This is a genomic window from Cellulomonas fimi ATCC 484 (assembly GCF_000212695.1).
Classification (GTDB): Bacteria; Actinomycetota; Actinomycetes; order Actinomycetales; family Cellulomonadaceae; genus Cellulomonas; species Cellulomonas fimi.
Window position 1 is genome coordinate 1,057,988 of record NC_015514.1, and the last position, 16,120, is coordinate 1,074,107.

The 16,120-nt window shown below is 74.7% G+C and carries 16 protein-coding genes and 3 tRNA genes; 12 read left to right on the plus strand and 7 right to left on the minus strand.

Annotated features, from left to right (window positions below):
- Positions 1 to 10: 10 nt before the first annotated feature.
- Together eccB and CELF_RS04825 are read left to right on the plus strand one after the other, a co-directional pair.
- Positions 11 to 1,357: a type VII secretion protein EccB gene (gene eccB / locus CELF_RS04820; protein ID WP_013770125.1), complete on the plus strand. Its 1,347-nt coding sequence runs from the start codon at positions 11 to 13 to the stop codon at positions 1,355 to 1,357.
- Positions 1,354 to 2,598, plus strand: a complete 1,245-nt coding sequence (locus CELF_RS04825) for a S8 family serine peptidase (protein ID WP_013770126.1) — start codon at positions 1,354 to 1,356, stop codon at positions 2,596 to 2,598. Before eccB ends, CELF_RS04825 begins: the two co-directional genes overlap by 4 nt.
- Positions 2,599 to 2,670: 72 nt before the next feature.
- Here CELF_RS04825 and rarD read toward each other — a convergent pair whose 3' ends face one another.
- Positions 2,671 to 3,681: an EamA family transporter RarD gene (rarD, locus tag CELF_RS04830; protein ID WP_013770127.1), complete on the minus strand. Its 1,011-nt coding sequence runs from the start codon at positions 3,679 to 3,681 to the stop codon at positions 2,671 to 2,673.
- A 172-nt stretch (positions 3,682 to 3,853) separates the two neighbouring features.
- On the opposite strand from rarD, the gene CELF_RS04835 reads away from it, so the two are divergent.
- Positions 3,854 to 5,239, plus strand: coding sequence for an FAD-dependent oxidoreductase (locus tag CELF_RS04835; RefSeq protein ID WP_013770128.1), 1,386 nt, complete (start codon positions 3,854 to 3,856; stop codon positions 5,237 to 5,239).
- Positions 5,240 to 5,307: 68 nt separating this feature from the next.
- Here the strand turns inward: CELF_RS04835 and CELF_RS04840 are convergent, their stop codons facing one another.
- From CELF_RS04840 to CELF_RS04850, 3 genes are read right to left on the minus strand one after another with little or no spacing between them, the layout of a single operon-like run.
- The gene (locus CELF_RS04840) at positions 5,308 to 6,072 is read right to left on the minus strand and encodes an amino acid ABC transporter ATP-binding protein (protein WP_013770129.1); all 765 of its coding nucleotides are present in this window, start codon (positions 6,070 to 6,072) and stop codon (positions 5,308 to 5,310) included.
- Positions 6,069 to 6,968 carry an amino acid ABC transporter permease gene (locus tag CELF_RS04845; protein WP_013770130.1) on the minus strand — a complete coding sequence of 300 codons (900 nt, stop codon included), beginning with the start codon at positions 6,966 to 6,968 and terminating at the stop codon, positions 6,069 to 6,071. Before CELF_RS04845 ends, CELF_RS04840 begins: the two co-directional genes overlap by 4 nt.
- On the minus strand, positions 6,965 to 7,810 hold the full coding sequence (locus tag CELF_RS04850; RefSeq protein ID WP_013770131.1) for an ABC transporter substrate-binding protein: 846 nt from the start codon (positions 7,808 to 7,810) through the stop codon (positions 6,965 to 6,967). The genes CELF_RS04845 and CELF_RS04850 overlap by 4 nt, the downstream gene beginning before the upstream one ends.
- A gap of 142 nt (positions 7,811 to 7,952) precedes the next feature.
- Here CELF_RS04850 and htpX point away from each other — a divergent pair, with 142 nt between their 5' ends.
- Both htpX and CELF_RS04860 read left to right on the plus strand, forming a co-directional pair.
- Complete coding sequence (htpX, locus tag CELF_RS04855) at positions 7,953 to 8,834, plus strand: zinc metalloprotease HtpX (protein WP_013770132.1); 882 nt, start codon at positions 7,953 to 7,955, stop codon at positions 8,832 to 8,834.
- A gap of 128 nt (positions 8,835 to 8,962) precedes the next feature.
- Positions 8,963 to 10,111, plus strand: a complete 1,149-nt coding sequence (locus tag CELF_RS04860) for an FAD-dependent oxidoreductase (RefSeq protein WP_013770133.1) — start codon at positions 8,963 to 8,965, stop codon at positions 10,109 to 10,111.
- Between the two features lie 59 nt (positions 10,112 to 10,170).
- On the opposite strand, the gene CELF_RS04865 is transcribed toward CELF_RS04860, so the two are convergent.
- Positions 10,171 to 10,668, minus strand: a complete 498-nt coding sequence (locus tag CELF_RS04865) for a YajQ family cyclic di-GMP-binding protein (protein ID WP_013770134.1) — start codon at positions 10,666 to 10,668, stop codon at positions 10,171 to 10,173.
- Positions 10,669 to 10,852: 184 nt separating this feature from the next.
- Here CELF_RS04865 and CELF_RS04870 point away from each other — a divergent pair.
- Positions 10,853 to 10,934, plus strand: a tRNA-Tyr gene (locus CELF_RS04870).
- A gap of 67 nt (positions 10,935 to 11,001) precedes the next feature.
- Here the strand turns inward: CELF_RS04870 and CELF_RS04875 are convergent.
- A complete protein-coding gene (locus tag CELF_RS04875; RefSeq protein ID WP_013770135.1) occupies positions 11,002 to 11,463 on the minus strand; it encodes a hypothetical protein in 462 nt (153 codons plus the stop codon).
- A gap of 152 nt (positions 11,464 to 11,615) precedes the next feature.
- On the opposite strand from CELF_RS04875, the gene CELF_RS04880 reads away from it, so the two are divergent.
- The 6 genes from CELF_RS04880 (at position 11,616) to CELF_RS04905 (ending at position 14,712) form a co-directional block, all read left to right on the plus strand.
- A tRNA-Thr gene (locus CELF_RS04880) sits at positions 11,616 to 11,688 on the plus strand.
- A 69-nt stretch (positions 11,689 to 11,757) separates the two neighbouring features.
- Positions 11,758 to 11,831, plus strand: a tRNA-Met gene (locus CELF_RS04885).
- Between the two features lie 84 nt (positions 11,832 to 11,915).
- The gene (gene rpmG, locus CELF_RS04890) at positions 11,916 to 12,086 is read left to right on the plus strand and encodes a 50S ribosomal protein L33 (RefSeq protein ID WP_013770136.1); all 171 of its coding nucleotides are present in this window, start codon (positions 11,916 to 11,918) and stop codon (positions 12,084 to 12,086) included.
- Positions 12,087 to 12,200: 114 nt separating this feature from the next.
- Entirely contained in the window at positions 12,201 to 12,650 is a 450-nt protein-coding gene (locus CELF_RS04895) for a MaoC family dehydratase N-terminal domain-containing protein (protein ID WP_013770137.1), read from the plus strand.
- Positions 12,647 to 13,078, plus strand: coding sequence for a MaoC family dehydratase (locus tag CELF_RS04900; RefSeq protein ID WP_013770138.1), 432 nt, complete (start codon positions 12,647 to 12,649; stop codon positions 13,076 to 13,078). The genes CELF_RS04895 and CELF_RS04900 overlap by 4 nt, the downstream gene beginning before the upstream one ends.
- 215 nt (positions 13,079 to 13,293) lie before the next feature.
- On the plus strand, positions 13,294 to 14,712 hold the full coding sequence (locus CELF_RS04905; RefSeq protein WP_013770139.1) for a hypothetical protein: 1,419 nt from the start codon (positions 13,294 to 13,296) through the stop codon (positions 14,710 to 14,712).
- Positions 14,713 to 14,761: 49 nt separating this feature from the next.
- Here the strand turns inward: CELF_RS04905 and CELF_RS04910 are convergent, their stop codons facing one another.
- The gene (locus CELF_RS04910) at positions 14,762 to 15,823 is read right to left on the minus strand and encodes a LacI family DNA-binding transcriptional regulator (RefSeq protein ID WP_013770140.1); all 1,062 of its coding nucleotides are present in this window, start codon (positions 15,821 to 15,823) and stop codon (positions 14,762 to 14,764) included.
- Between the last annotated feature and the right edge of the window lie 297 nt (positions 15,824 to 16,120).

Sequence of the window (16,120 nt, forward strand, 5' to 3'; positions counted from 1 at the left end):
GGCGCGCGGCATGGCATCCAAGCGCGACCTGGTCGAGGCGCAGTCCTTCAGCCGTCGGCGGCTCCTCACGGCGTTCACGTCGGGCGCCCCGCAGGGCCGCGAGCTCGATCCCGCCAAGCCCATGCGCGGCGTCGCCGCGGGCGTGCTGCTCACGGTCCTCGTGCTGCTCGGCAGCATCGCATGGGGCATCCTGCGGCCCGTGCTTCCCTCGGGCTGGGACGACGGCTCCCTGGTCGTCGTCAAGCAGTCCGGCACGCGGTACGTCGGCAGCCAGGGGACGCTCTACCCGGTGCTCAACGTGACGAGCGCGCGGCTCGCGATCCCGTCGTCGGCGTTCCACGTGGTCGAGGCGAAGGCGGACGACGTGGCGGACGCCCCGCGCGGTGCGACGATCGGCATCCCCGGTGCGCCGGACTCGCTGCCCGCACCGGACCGGCTCGTCGACGACGCGTGGCGCGCGTGCGTCGCGCAGGACGGGACGACCGCCGTGACGATCGGCGGCCTGGACGCGCCGACGGCCGCACCGGCCGACGCGCCCGGCGTCCTCGTGACGTCCGGGGGCGACGAGTACCTCGTCGTGGGCGGCGCCCGGTACGAGATCCCGCTCGGCGACGTCCCCGCGGTGGAGCGTGCGCTCGGTCTGGACCAGCAGGAGCCCGTCGAGGTCCCCGCGGGCTGGCTGACGCTCCTGCGCCCCGGCACCGATCTCGCGCCCCTGACGATCGAGGGTGCGGGCGATCCCGTCCCGGCGGCGTCCGGGCTGCCGCTCGACCTCGTCGTCGGCTCGCTCGTCGAGACCAGCGGCACGGGTGTCGCGGACGCGCTGTACGCGGTCGACGCGGACGGCCGGCTCGCGACCCTGTCGCCGCTCGCCGCGGCCCTGTACGCGCTCGGCTCGGGTGCGGACGTCGGCGAGCCGCGTTCGCTCACCGCGGCCGACCTGTCCGAGGTGCTCAACGCCGAGGAGCCCGCGGGTGCCGCGGACTGGCCCGCGGAGGTCCCGCCGATGCTCGCCGACGGCGAGGCGCCGTGCGTCGTGCTCGACCCGGCCGGCGCGGTGTCGTTCGTCGGGGCGCCGACGGTCGACGAGGGTGGTGTCCTGGTCGAGCCGGGCGGCGGTGCGCTCGTGCGGGGCGCCGGTGCGGACGGCGCGGCGGGCGAGACGTGGTTCGTGGACGAGACGGGGACGGCGTTCGCGCTGCCCGGTGCGGATGCCGAGGTGCTGGCGCGCCTGGGCTACAAGCCGGAGGACGTGCGCCGCGTCGCACCCGCGTGGGTCGGCCTGCTGCCGACGGGCCCGGCCCTGACCGTCGAGGCGGCGCAGCGCGAGGTCCGTGCCGCGTCGGCGTCGTCGTGACGGCGTCGCCGCGGCGGTTCGCGGCGCTGGTCGTGGCAGGCGCGCTCGGCCTCGCGCCGGGCGTCGTGGCGCTCGCCACGGTCGGCGCCGCACCGGCCTCCGCCGCCGCCCAGCAGTGCGAACCCGGCCGGCGGCAGCTCTCGACGCAGACGCCGCCCGCGCTCGCGACGCTCGGGGCGCAGGAGGCGTGGACCATGGCGACCGGCGAGGGCGTGCTCGTCGCCGTCCTCGACTCGGGCGTCGACACGCGCAACGAGCACCTGACGTCGGCCGTGGTGAGCGGCATCGACCTGGTCGGCGTCGACGTCGAGACCACGGGACGCACGGACCCGGACGGCCACGGCACGGCGGTCGCGGGCCAGATCGCGGCCCGCGAGATCACGGGCTCCGGCGTCGTGGGGCTCGCGCCCGACGCCGAGATCCTGCCGGTGCGGGTGTACTACGGCGCGACCGAGGAGCACCGCCGCGAGGGCACCGGCCCCGACGTGCCGCGCCTGGCGGCGGGGATCGACGCCGCGGTCGCGCGCGGGGCGCGCGTGCTCAACGTCTCGATGAGCACCCCGGTGGACCACCCGGAGCTGCGTGCGGCGGTCGAGCGCGCGACGGCCGCCGGCGCGCTCGTCGTGGCGTCGGCGGGCAACCGGGCGACGAGCTCCGACGAGACGGACGGCCTGCGGTACCCCGCGGCGTACCCGGGCGTGCTGGGCGTCGCCGCGGTCGACGCGTCGGGGGCGCCCGCGGCGGACTCGATCCACGGGGCGCACGTCGACGTCGCGGCGCCGGGCACCGAGGTGCTGACGACGTACCACGCCGACGGCGACTGCCTGCTGGGCGGGGAGAACGTCTCGGCGAGCTTCGCGACGGCCTACGTCAGCGCGGCGGCGGCGCTCGTCGCGCAGCGGTACCCGGACGAGTCGCCCGCGCAGTGGGCGCACCGCCTCATGGTGACGGCCTCGCGGCTCGTGCCGGGGGAGCGGGACGACCTCGTCGGCTGGGGTGTCGTGCGCGCGGACCAGGCCCTGCTGTTCGTGGACGACGGTGCCGCACCCGGGCCGGACAGCCCGGTGCACGAGCGCCCGGCGACGCCCGAGCGGCCCGCGCAGGTGCTGGACACGTCCGTGAGCGCGGACCCGCTGGACGCGGTCCGGCCCGCGGCGGCGTGGTGGGTGTGGGCGGGGGGCACCGGACTGGTCCTCGTCGCCCTGGCGGCGCAGCTCGTCGGCCGTCGTCGGCGGCGCTGACCCCTGCCGCCCCGGGGTGGCCCCTGCTGCGCGCCCGCCCGGGCGGCGCCGACCGCGGCCGGCCGGGGGTGGTCAGCGTGCCGCGCGGACCCGCAGCCGGTTCCGGACGCCGTCGACGCCGAGCAGGACGAGCGCGAGCCACACGAGGCCGAACCCCCACCAGCGGGCGACGGGCATGCGCTCGCCCAGCACGACGACGCCGATGAGGAGCTGGAGCACGGGCGCGAGGTACTGCAGCAGCCCGAGCAGGCTGAGCGGCATGCGGCGCGCGGCGGTGTTGAACAGGAGCAGCGGGACGGCGGTCACGACGCCGGACGTCGCGAGCGCGACGGCGGTCACGACGCCGGACGTCGCGAGCGCGACGGCGTGCCATCCGCCGTGCGCCGCGAACGAGCCGGTGCCGGTGGCGGCGAGCGTCACGAGGTAGCCGAGCGCGAGCGGCGCGAGGACGAGCGTCTCGGCGGCCAGGCCGGGGACGGCGCCGACGCTGCGTCCCACGCGGTTCTTGATGAGCCCGTAGCACCCGAAGGACGCGGCGAGCGTCAGCGCGATCCAGGGCAGCTGCCCGTACCCCGCGGTGATGACGACGACGGCGGCCGCGCCGGCACCGAGGGCCACCCACTGCAGGGGTCGGAGCCGCTCGCGCAGCACGAGCACGGCGAGGCCGACCGTGACGAGCGGGTTGATGAAGTAGCCGAGCGCGGCGTCGACGACACGGTCGGTCAGCACGCCGAACACGAAGACGAGCCAGTTCACGGCCAGCAGGACGGCCGCGAGCGCGAGCAGTCCGAGGGTCCGGCGGTCGCGCAGGGCGGAGACGAAGGCGGGCCACGTGCGCGTCGCGAGGAGCAGCAGCAGGCAGAACAGCAGCGACCACACGACGCGGTGGGCGATGATCTCGACCGCGCCCGCAGGCTCGAGCAGCGGGAAGTACAGGGGCAGGACGCCCCAGAGCGCGTAGGCGGCGACGCCTGCGGCGAGCCCGCCGCGGGCGGTGGTGGCGGGTGCGGGGGCGGGGGTGCGCGGCACCAGGCGAGCGTACGGGCGCGGGCCCGTGGGTCGATCCGGACGCCCGTCTTGCATCGCGGACACCTCGTCCGGATCGTGGAACGGGTGAGGCGACCCTCACCTCCGGACCTAGACTTGTCGCCGCACGGCCGCGTCGGCATGCCCGCTGCGTCCCGGAACGTCCAGCACCCGGATCATCCGTCCGTGGCGCGGACGACCGCTCCCCGATCGGAAGGCGAACCGTCCCGTGAGCACCCCGACCCTGCGTGTCGCCGTCGTCGGCGCCGGCCCCGCCGGCATCTACGCCGCCGACATCCTGTCGAAGACGGACCTCGACGTCAGCATCGACCTGTTCGAGCGCCTGCCCGCGCCGTTCGGTCTCGTGCGCTACGGCGTCGCGCCGGACCACCCGCGGATCAAGCAGATCATCGTCGCGCTGCACAAGGTGCTCGAGCGCGGCGACATCCGGCTGCTCGCGAACGTCGACTACGGCACGGACCTCAAGCTCGACGACCTGCGCCAGTTCTACGACGCGGTGATCTTCTCCACGGGCTCCATCCGCGACGCGGCGCTGCCGATCCCGGGCATCGACCTCGACGGCTCCTACGGCGCCGCGGACTTCGTGTCCTGGTACGACGGGCACCCCGACGTGCCGCGCACGTGGCCGCTCGAGCACCAGCAGGTCGCCGTCATCGGCGCGGGCAACGTCGCGCTCGACGTCGCGCGCATCCTGGCCAAGCACGCCGACGACCTGCTGCCCACCGAGGTCCCGGCCAACGTCTACGACATCCTCAAGGCCTCCCCGGTCACGGACGTGCACGTGTTCGCCCGCCGCGGCCCGGCCCAGGTCAAGTTCTCCCCGCTGGAGCTGCGCGAGCTCGGCCACGTGCCGGACGTCGACGTCATCGTCTACCCCGAGGACTTCGAGTTCGACGAGGGCTCGATGGCCGCGATCCACTCCTCGAACCAGACCAAGCAGGTCGTCAAGACGCTCACGGACTGGACGCTCAAGGAGCCCGAGGAGCTCACCGCGAGCCGCCGCATCCACCTGCACTTCCTGCACAAGCCGGTCGAGGTCCTCGGCGAGGACGGCAAGGTCGTCGGCATCCGCACCGAGCGCACCGCGCTCAACGGCGACGGGAACGTCACCGGCACCGGGCAGACCCACGACTGGCCCGTGCAGGCCGTCTACCGCGCGGTCGGCTACTTCGGCTCCCCGCTCGTCGACATCCCGTTCGACGACGTCGCCGGGGTCATCCCCAACCGCGAGGGCCGCGTCGTCGACGTCGACGGCGACCACCTGCCCGGTGTCTACGCGACCGGCTGGATCAAGCGGGGCCCGGTCGGCCTCATCGGCCACACCAAGTCCGACGCGTCCGAGACGATCCGCCACCTGGGCGAGGACGTCGCGGCCGCGGGCGAGGCGTTCTACACGGCGACCGACCGCGACCCGCAGGCGGTCGACGAGTTCCTCGCGGGCCGCGGGGTCGACGTCATCACGTGGACCGGCTGGGAGCTGCTCGACGCGTGGGAGAGGTCGCTCGGCGAGCCGCACGGCCGCGAGCGCGTCAAGGTCGTCCCGCGCGAGGACATGGTCGCGATCTCGCTCGGCCGCGAGCTGCCGACCGCCTGACCGCACGACGCCACGAGGCCCGGCACCCCGCGCAGGGGGCCGGGCCTCGTCGCGTGCGGACCGCGGGGTCAGGCGTGCAGCCGCCGCAGGAACTCCCGGGTCCGCTCCTGCTGCGGGTCGCCCAGGACCTGCGCCGCGGGCCCGCGCTCGTGCACGCGCCCGGCGTGCAGGAAGCAGACCTCGTCGGCGACCTCGCGCGCGAACCCCATCTCGTGCGTCGCGACGACCATCGTCAGGCCCGTGTCCTTGAGCTCGACGAGCAGGTCGAGGACCTCGCCGACCAGCTCCGGGTCGAGCGCGCTCGTGACCTCGTCGAGGAGCATCACGGCCGGCCGGCCGACGAGGGCCCGCGCGATGGCGACGCGCTGCTGCTGGCCGCCCGACAGCTCGTCGGGGAAGGCGCGCGCCTTGTCGGCGAGCCCGACGCGGTCGAGGACGGCGAGCGCGTCCGCCTCGGCCTGCGCACGGGACGTGCGGTGCACGAGCCGGGGCGCGAGCGTCACGTTGTCGAGCACGCGCAGGTGCGGGAAGAGGTTGTACGACTGGAACACCATGCCGATGCGCGCGCGCACGGCGTTGGCGTCGAGGCGCGGGTCGGTGATGTCCTGCCCCTCGAGCTCGATGACGCCGTCGTCGACGTCCTCCAGCAGGTCGACGCACCGCAGCAGCGTGGACTTGCCGGAGCCCGACGCGCCGATGAGCACGACGACGCGGTGGGCGTCGACGTCGAGCGACAGGTCGTCGAGGACGACGTGCCCGCCGAACGACTTGCGCAGCCCGCGGACCCGCAGCAGCGGGGCGCCGGCCGCCGGCGGGTGCCCGGTGGCGGTCATCGCAGCGCCCCGCCGCCCGCCAGCGCGCCCTGCGCGCCCAGCCAGCCGGACCGGCGGGCGAGCGCGTCGGTGAACCGCGTGAGGGGGATGGTGAGGATCACGAACAGCACGCCCGCGACGACGTAGGGCGTGAAGTTGGCGTAGCGCGCGGTCTCGATCTGCGCGGCCCGCACCGCGTCGATCGCGCCGAGGATCGAGATGAGGCCCGAGTCCTTGGACAGCGCGACGAGGTCGTTGAGCAGGGGCGGCACGACGCGGCGCACGGCCTGCGGCAGGACGACGTGCCGCATCGCCTGCCCGCGGGTCAGGCCCAGGGACCGTGCCGCGGCGACCTGGGACGGGTGCACCGACTCGATGCCGGCGCGGAACACCTCGGCCACGTACGCCGAGTAGGTGAGGACCAGCGCCAGCCCGCCGAGCAGCACCGCCGACGTCGGGATGCCCTGCAGCCGCAGCCCCGGCAGGCCGAAGCCGACGAGCAGCAGCACGAGGATGAGCGGCAGGCCGCGGAACACGTCGACGTACCCGGTGGCGAACGCACGCAGCGGGAAGAACACCGGGCCGCGCAGCGTGCGGGCCAGCGCGAGCGCGAGCGCGACGACCACGATGAGCACGGCGCTGACCGCCATGACGCGCACGTTGAGCCACAGGCCCTCGAGCACCGCGGGCAGCGCCGCCCGCGCCACGTCGGCGTCGAAGAACGACGCGCGCACGCGTGGCCAGCCCGGGGACGACACGAGCCCGAGCACCGCGACGGCCGTCAGCGCGACGGTCGAGACGACCGCGACGGCCGTCGAGCGGCGCGCCCGGGACCGCCGGTAGGCGTCCCGGGCGCGCTGGTGCTCCGACGGCGTCCAGCCGCTGCGTGCGGGCGCCGCCGCCGGGCTGCTCGTCACTTCAGGACGGGCGCGCCCGCGGCGTCCGTGAGCCACTGCGCCTCGAGCTCGGCGAGCGTGCCGTCCTCGCGCAGCGCGTCGACCGCGGCGGTCACGTCGTCCGTGAGCGGGCTGCCGAGGTCGAGCACGAGGCCGAACTCGTCACCGCCCGCGCTGTCGGGGAGCTGCCCGACGAGCACGCCGCCGTCCAGCTCGGCCGCGGTGATGTACAGCGCGGTGGGCAGGTCCACGACGATCGCGTCGACGAGGCCCGACGTCAGCGCCTGCTTGACCTGGTCGTTGTCGTTGAACGGCGACACCGGGCTGGTCGGCGCGATCGACTTTTGCGCGGCCGTGAGGCTCGTCGTGCCGACCATCGCCCCGATCCGCAGCCCCTGCAGGTCCGCCAGGCTCGTCGCGTCGGCCGCGGGCGACCCCTCGAGCGTCACGACGGCCTGTGTCGTCTCGTAGTACGGCGAGGAGAAGTCGAGGTTCGCGCGGCGCTCGTCGCTGATGGACACCTGGTTGACGGCGAAGTCGAAGTCCTTCGCGCCGGGGGCGATGATCTGGTCGAAGCTCGCCACGGTCCACTCGACCTGGTCGGCGGAGAACCCGAGCTCCTCGGCGACGGCGTACGCCACCGCGGACTCGAAGCCCTCGCCGTTCGCGGGGTCCCCGCCGACGACCCACGGCTCGTACGCGGGGTCGGACGTGGCGATCGTCAGCACGCCCTCCGTGACCGTCGCGAGCCCGCCGTCGGACGCCGTCGCGTCGGCGGAGGCCTCCTCGTCGACGGGCGCACAGGCCGTGAGCGCCAGGGCGGTGACGACGGCGGTCAGGACGGTCCAACGGGCAGGGCGCATGGCGGGCTCCGGTCGGCAGCGGGGTGGTCGGGGTGCGTCGTCGGCGTCGTCGGCGGGACGTGCGCACAGAATACGAGGGAACCCGCGCGCGCCGGCCGGCGTTGGTCGAGTGCGAGACGCGGGGAAGGAGCGGGACGCGACCATGCACCAGCACTTCAACGGGGTGAAGACCGCCGCGCTGTTCGGCGTGCTGTGGGCGGTGCTCCTCGGCATCGGCTGGCTCGTCGGCGGCGGATCGGCGCGCGTGCTGCTGATCTTCGCGGGCCTCGGCGTGGTCATGACGGCGTACTCGTACTGGAACTCCGACAAGATCGCGATCCGCGCGATGCGTGCGCGACCCGTGAGCGAGCTCGAGCAGCCGGCGATGTACCGGATCGTGCGCGAGCTCTCGACCCAGGCGCGCCAGCCCATGCCGCGCCTGTACGTCTCGCCGACGGCCGCCCCGAACGCCTTCGCGACGGGCCGCAACCCGCAGAACGCGGCCGTGTGCTGCACCGAGGGGATCCTGCACCTGCTCGACGAGCGCGAGCTGCGCGGCGTCCTGGGCCACGAGCTCATGCACGTCTACAACCGCGACATCCTCACGTCGTCGGTCGCGGCGGCCGTCGCGGGCGTCATCACGTCGCTCGCGCAGATGGCCCTGATCTTCGGCGGCGGCTCCGACCGGGACCGCGGCGGCAACCCGATCGCCGGCCTGGTCCTGGCGCTCCTGGCCCCGCTGGCGGCGACGCTCATCCAGCTCGCGATCAGCCGCACCCGGGAGTACGACGCCGACGAGGACGGGGCGCGCCTCACGGGCGACCCGCTGGCGCTCGCGTCGGCCCTGCGCAAGCTGGAGCGGGGGACGAAGGCGCGGCCGCTGCCCCAGGAGCGTGAGCTCGTCGACGTGTCCCACCTCATGATCGCCAACCCGTTCTCCGGCCAGGGCCTGGCGCGGATGTTCGCGACGCACCCGCCGATGGCCGAGCGGATCGCGCGGCTCGAGGCGCAGGCCGGCACCGGCGGAGGACTCACCCGCTACTGACCGCCGGGTGCCGCGGGTGCGCGTCCCCGCGAGGTCTCTGCCTGCGGACGACGTTCCGGCAAATCGGGACGAATGCCTAGGATCGCCCCGCGACGGGGCACCGTGCCCCGGGTCGGAGAGGGGGGCTCGTGACGCAGGACGGGTACGACGTCGTGGTGGTGGGGGCGGGGGCGACCGGCTCCGCGACGGCCTGGGCGCTGGCGCGACGAGGACGTCGTGTCCTGCTGCTGGACGGCGCGCACGACGACCCGGCCCACGGTCGCGACCTGGTCCGGCCGGGCCACGCGGACGTCGCGCGCTGCCGCCTGGCCCTGCTGAGCCACCAGTGGTGGAACGTCCTGGAGAACGAGGCGGGGGAGCGCCTGCTGGAGCCGACGGGGTGCGTCGAGCACGGACCCGTCGAGGCGCTGCGGCCGCTCGTCGAGACCCTGCTGGTCGCTGAGGTGCCGTTCGAGTACCTCACCGGCCCCGAGGCCGAGCAGCGCTGGCCGGGCATGCGGTTCGACGACCGTGCCGTGGTGCAGGCCGCGGCCGGGCTGGCGGACGTCGCCGCGACGCTCGCGGCGCTGCGGCGTCAGGCCGTGTCGCACGGCGCCGACCTCGTGCGGGGCGCGCAGGTGCGCGCGGTGCACGCGGGCGACGACGGTGCCCGGGTCGAGCTCGTCGACGGCACGGTCCTCGACGCCCCGGTCGTGGTCGTGTGCGCCGGTCCCGCGACCGCCGCGCTCGCGGGCGGGCTCGTCGCGCTGCCGGAGGCGCTCACCGTCCACGAGACGCGCGTGCGCGGCACGAGGGGAGCGGTGTCCGGGCCGACCGGCTGGCCGGCGTTCGTGCACCGTGCCGATGCGGACGCCCACCGGTCGGCCCGCGGCGCGCTCGGGCCCGACGCCGGCTACCCCGGGCTCCGGGTCCGGGGTGAGCCCGCGGGCGACGGCGTCGTCCTCGTGCACCGCACCGAGCCCGGCGCGGGTCCCGCTCCGGATGCGGAGCGCGTGGCCGAGGAGCTGGCTGCCTACGCCGCCCAGTGCCTGCCCGGGGTCGTCCTCGACCCGGACGGCCCCTGGGTGTCGAACCGGGCGGTCGGGCCCGTCGTCCTCGACCGGGTCGGGCGCGTCGTCGTCGGCGTGGGGCTCGGGGCGCACGGTGTCGCCCTCGCCCCGGGTGCCGGCCAGCTCCTGGCCGACCTGGCCGAGGACGCCCTCGGCGTCCCCCGCCCTCTGGGCGACGAGGAGGACCTGGACCGCAGCACGTTCTCGCTCGCGACGGCCGCCGTCTGACGCCGGAGCGGCGCCGGCGGCGGGGGACGGTCGCCCGTCCCGCCGCCGGCGCCAGGGGTTCAGCGGTAGTTGACGAACTGGAGCGCGGCGTCGACGTCCGCGCCCTTGAGCAGCGCGATGACGGCCTGCAGGTCGTCGCGGCTCTTGGCCGAGACGCGCAGCTCGTCACCCTGGATCTGCGTCTTGACGCCCTTCGGCCCCTCGTCGCGGACGATCTTCGCGAGCTTCTTGGCGACCTCGCTGCTCAGCCCCTCCTGGATGGCCGCCGCGAGCCGGTACTCCTTGCCGGACGGCTTCGGCTCGCCGTCGCCGGTGTCGAGCGCCTTGAGGGAGATGCCGCGCTTGATGAGCTTCGACTGGAACACGTCGAGGACCGCCAGCACGCGCTCCGCGGAGTTCGCCACCATGAGGACGGACTCGCCGCTCCACGAGATCGAGGCACCGACTCCCTTGAAGTCGTACCGCTGCGCGATCTCCTTCGCCGCCTGGTTGAGCGCGTTGTCGACCTCCTGGCGGTCGACCTTGCTGACGACGTCGAACGACGACTCGCTCGCCATGTGCTTCTCCTCCTGCCGCCCCGGACGCCGCCGGGGCTCGTCGCGTCGCCGGGCCCTCGCGGGCTCCCGGCCGTCCGTCCCGGGGCCGTTTCGTCAGCACCGCCCGGGAGTTGCTATCCTTCCACCCGCACGCCGCTCGCGGTGGTCGGCCCCCGGGGCGACCTCCCCGACGGTGAGCGGCCCTGGCGGGTTACCCGAGCGGCCAAAGGGGGCTGACTGTAAATCAGCTGGCACAGCCTACGGGGGTTCGAATCCCTCACCCGCCACACGGCGCACGACGCAGCGAAGGCCGGACCCGATCGGGTCCGGCCTTCGGCGTTCGGGGCTGACGTGTCAGGACGCGGGGGTGCAGGTGTAGGTCCCCTCGGTCACGGAGACGGTGGCGCCCTCGTACAGCGTGTCGAACATCCCGGCCTCCTCGGCGGAGGCGAACGCGACGCCGACGCCGAGCGGGTCGGCGTAGCCGGTGAGGCCGCCGAGCTGCTCCTCGGCGCCGCTCTGGCAGGCGGGGTCCCACGGGAGCGTGGTGTAGCCGGCTGCGGCGAGCGCGTCGATCGTCGGCTGCAGCTTCGCGGCACCCTCGGCGGTGTCCGCGACGTCCGTCCAGACGACCCAGAAGGCGTCCTGCGCGGTCGCGGGGTCGATCGCCGTGGGCCATGCGGGGGTGACGGCGGTGCCCTCGCCGTCGGGGGCGTCCGTGGACGTGTCGTCCGAGCCGGTGCACGCGGACGCGCCGAGCGCGACCGTCCCGGCGAGGAGGAGGGCAGCGGCGGTGCTGCGGAGTGTCTGGCGCATGGCCGGGATCCTCACACGGGACATTCCGCCCGTGCGACGAGGCGAATCGTTTAGGCAGGCGCGCGTCGGCGGGGCGCCCCGGCGGGGCTCGGGCGCTGGTCGCGGAGGCGATTTCGCAGCACGGCCCCGGCCCGTGTAACCTTGCTCGCGCTGCCCCGATAGCTCAGTCGGCAGAGCGTCTCCATGGTAAGGAGAAGGTCAAGGGTTCGATTCCCTTTCGGGGCTCTGTGGTGTGTCTCGGTCCCGTGGCGCATGGTTCAGGCCGTGCGGTGCGGGACCGGGGTCCACCGCCCAGGCGGGGTAGCTCAGGTGGTTAGAGCACACGGCTCATAATCGTGGTGTCGCGGGTTCGAGTCCCGCTCCCGCTACCGCCAGTTCCAAGGTGACGCGTCGGCCGGCGTGTCGCGTACACGAAGATCGCAAGCGCCGCAGCGGCGCGAGGAGAAACGACGATGGCCAGCAAGAGCGCGGACGTCCGCCCGAAGATCACGCTCGCCTGCACCGAGTGCAAGGAGCGGAACTACATCACGAAGAAGAACCGTCGGAACGACCCCGACCGGCTCGAGATGAAGAAGTTCTGCCCGCGCGACAACCGCCACACGGTCCACCGCGAGACCCGCTGAGCCACGCCCCTCGGGGCCGCAGGACTCCAGGCACGCCCCCCGGCTCTCCGCCGGCGGGCGTGCTTGTGCGTTGAGGACCGGCAACGGTCGAGGCACGACGACAGGGAGCACGGCATGCCGGTCGACACGGGGTACGCGGGGCGCGAGTACGCGCCGAACGCGCCCTACGAGGTGGGACGCGAGAAGCTGCGTGAGTTCGCGGACGCGGTCGGCGCGACGCACCCGGCGCACACCGACCCGGAGGCCGCCCGGGCCCTCGGGTACCCCGACGTCGTCGCACCGCCGACGTTCGCCGTGGTGGTGGCGCAGCGCGCGGAGGCGCAGCTGTTCCAGGACCCCGCTGCGGGCATCGACTTCTCGCGTGTCGTGCACGCCGACGAGCGCTTCGTGCACCACCGGCCCGTGCACGCGGGCGACCGCCTCGTCACGGTCCTGCACGTCGACGCGATCGTCGAGCGCGCCGGCCTCGCGATGATCACCACGCGCGCGGAGATCGCGGCGGAGGACGGCGAGCCCGTCGCCACCGTCGTCTCGACGCTCGCCGTCCGGGGGGAGGACGCATGACCGCGCCTGTGCCTGTGCTCGCCGACCTGGCGGTCGGCCAGGAGGTCGCCCGCCGCGAGGTCACCGTCGACCGGGCGCGCCTCGTGCGCTACGCGGGTGCGAGCGGCGACTTCAACCCCATCCACTGGAACGACCGGGTCGCGACCGCGGTGGGCCTGCCGGGCGTCATCGCGCACGGCATGTGGACCATGGGTGCGGCGTCGAGCGTCGTCGTGGACTGGGCGGGCGACCCCGGTGCGGTCGTCGACTACCAGGTGCGCTTCACGCGTCCCGTGCCGGTGCCGGACCCCGGTGCGGCGACGGTCGAGGTCGTCGCGACCGTGGGTGCGCTCGACGTGGAGGCCGGGACGGTGCGGGTCGACCTGACCGTCACGGTCGACGGTGCCCGCGTGCTCGGCAAGGCGCAGGCGATCGTCCGCGTCGCCTGACGCCCGGGGCCCGCGAGCTCCTCCGCCAGGATGCGGGTGTTCGTCGGTGTCACGTGACACCTGCGTCGGTGACACGTGACACCTGATCGGCTGCTTGTGCGATCCCGACTGCTGACACGTGTCCAGCAGGCCTTCCGTTTGGTCCGCTCTGTCCCTACCGTGGACCCCGGCCGCAGCGACGCGGCCATCTCGTCGCCCACGGAGGAGATGCACCGATGCAGCACTCGACGACGGAGTCAGGGGCGCACGTCTCGCGCCGGACGTTCCTCGCCCTGACCGGGGCCGGACTGGCTGCCGGGTGGGCGGTCGCGGGAGCGCCGACCGCCTCGGCGCGGACCGCGTCGGTGGTCCCGGCCGGCGGTGGCCACGGTCACGGAGCGTCCGCGCAGCGCGCCGCGATCGGCTTCCTGCAGGCGGCGACGGACGCCTACCCGGCCGTCAACACCGGCGCGCGGCTCGCGCAGAGCTACGCCGACGAGCTCGGGCTGTTCAGCACCGCGTTCGTGTACGACAACGCGCTCGCGATCATCGCCCTGCTCGCCGACGGCCGCCGCAGCAGCGAGAGCACCGCGCGCGTCCTCGGGGACGGCCTGCTGCACGCGCAGGACCACGACCCCGGCTACGCCGACGGCCGGCTGCGGCAGGGGTACAACGTCGGGCCGTACACGTTCTACGACGGCACCCCGCAGCCCCACGGGTTCGTCCTGCCGGACGGCTCGGCCAACATCGGCTGGCAGTTCGGGTTCCTCGGCACGGCCGTCGGCGACATGGCGTGGCCGGGCATCGCCCTGCTGCAGCTGTGGGCACGCACGCGGGACGGCCGCTACCTCGCCGGCGCGGTGCGGATCGGCGAGTGGATCACCGCGAACACCTGGCGCACGACGGGCCTCGGCGGCTTCTCGTTCGGCGTGAACGGCGCGAACGCCCCGGTGCCCAACGGCTCGACCGAGCACAACATCGACTGCGTCGCCTTCTTCGGCATGCTGCGCTCCGCGACCCGTGACAAGAAGTGGTCGGCCGCGGCTGCGCACGCACGCGCGTTCGTCGACCTCATGTGGGAGCCCACGCAGGGGTTCTTCTGGACGGGGACCAACGACGGCGTCGAGATCAACCGGGACCCGGTGCCGCTCGACACGGTCACGTGGGCGTGGCTCGCGACGCGCGACCGGACGTTCCGGCGCGGCCTGGACTGGGCGGGCAGCGCGCTCGCCACGACCGACGACGCGAGCGCCGCGACGTCCCAGCTGCCCGACGGCGAGTCGCTGTCGGGCGTGACGTTCAGCACCGCGAGCCTGACGTCCACGGCGCAGTACAACGGCATCACGGTGCACCCGCAGGGCGTCTGGCTCGAGGGCACGGGCCAGCTCGCGACGGCGCTCCTCGACCGCGGCACCCGCGGCGACCGGCAGTCGGCCGACCGCCTGCTCACGCAGGTCCGGCACGCGCAGGACGTGCTGGGCGCCGGGCAGCACCTGGGCGGCGCGGTCGTCGACGGCGGCGTCGTGGCGGCGTCGAGCCTGCTCGACACCGGGTTCGGGTTCGGGTACTTCCAGGTGCAGCACGTCGGCGCGACGTCGTGGTTCGTCTACGCGGCCACGCGCACGAACCCGATGACCTGGCTGCGCCGGAGCTGATGCTCGCGTCCCGGCCGCCCGCTGCGGAGGCGGCCGGGACGCGTCCCCGTCAGGCGGGGGCGGGTCCGGTCGTGGTGCCGACGCGCAGCGTCACGGGCAGCTCGCGGTGCACGGGCGTCTCGCCCGCGAGCAGGTCCTCGACGGCGTGCGCGACCGCGGCGCCCTTGTCGGCGAGGGGCTGGGCCACGCTGGTGAGCACGTCGGGGGCGAGCCAGGGCAGGTCGAGCCCGTCGAACCCGGCGACCGACACGTCCTGCGGGACGCGCAGGCCCAGCTCGCGGGCCGCGAGGACGACGCCGGACGCGAGCAGGTCGGAGTGGCAGACGACGGCGGTCGGGCGGTCGTCGCCGCGCAGGAGCTCGAGGCCAGCCGCGTGGCCGTGCTCGACGAGCGACGCCGGCGTCTCGTAGACGGCGGTCGGCCGCAGGCCGGTGTCGGTCACGCCGGCGAGTCGTCGTCGCGTGATCTCCCAGTCGATCTGGGACAGGCGCTCAGGAGGCACGATCCCCTCGCGGCGGGACGCGTCGAACGGGAGCGTGACCACGGCGATGCGTTCGTGCCCCAGCGCGAGCAGATGGCGGGTCGCCTCGGCCATGCCGTTGCGGTCGTCGATCCCGACCGTGACAACGCCCTCCTCGCGGCGGCCCTCGACCACGACGGTCGGGATGCCGCGGCGTTGCAGCACGTCCTGCACGGGGTGGTCGGACGTCCCGCCCCACATGACGACCGCGACGTCCATGGCGGCCGACTCCACGAGTGGGTCGACGGCCGGCTGGGACGGGTCGCTCGGCCCCGGGACGAGCAGGACGCCGAGCCCGAGCGAGCCGAGCGTGCCGACGAGCCCGTCGAGGAACTGGACGGAGACGGGGTCGCGGAACGAGCGCTTGAGCGCGTCGCCCACGACGACGCCGACGATCCCGGAGCGCCCGCGGCGCAGCTGGCGCCCGAGCGGGTTCGGGCCGGAGTAGCCGAGCTCGACGGCGGCGTCGAGCACGCGCTGACGGGTGGCGGCGGCGATGGGGCCGGCGCCGGAGAACGCGAGCGACGCCGTGGAGACCGAGACCTTCGCGGCCGAGGCGACGTCCGCCAGGGTCGGGCGTTGACGCGACAGGGTCCACCTCCGGTTCGGCGCACCGAGGACGGGCCGGCGCGGTGGCGGGCCGACGGGTGCGGCGAGTCACGTGCGAGCGGTCGCGCGCGCGTGTTGACGCGACCGAAAGCGTACCCGCAGAATGAGGAGCCCACTCAAATCGATTCGACCCGGCACCGTCGCGCGTGCTCGAATCGATTCGGGCCGCGACCCGCGTCCCACCCCCGCACCCCTGGGAGAGCCCCGTGACCGCCCCTGCCCGTGACGTGGCCCCCGAGAACGGGCACGATCGATGACCGACCGGACCACCACCGGAGG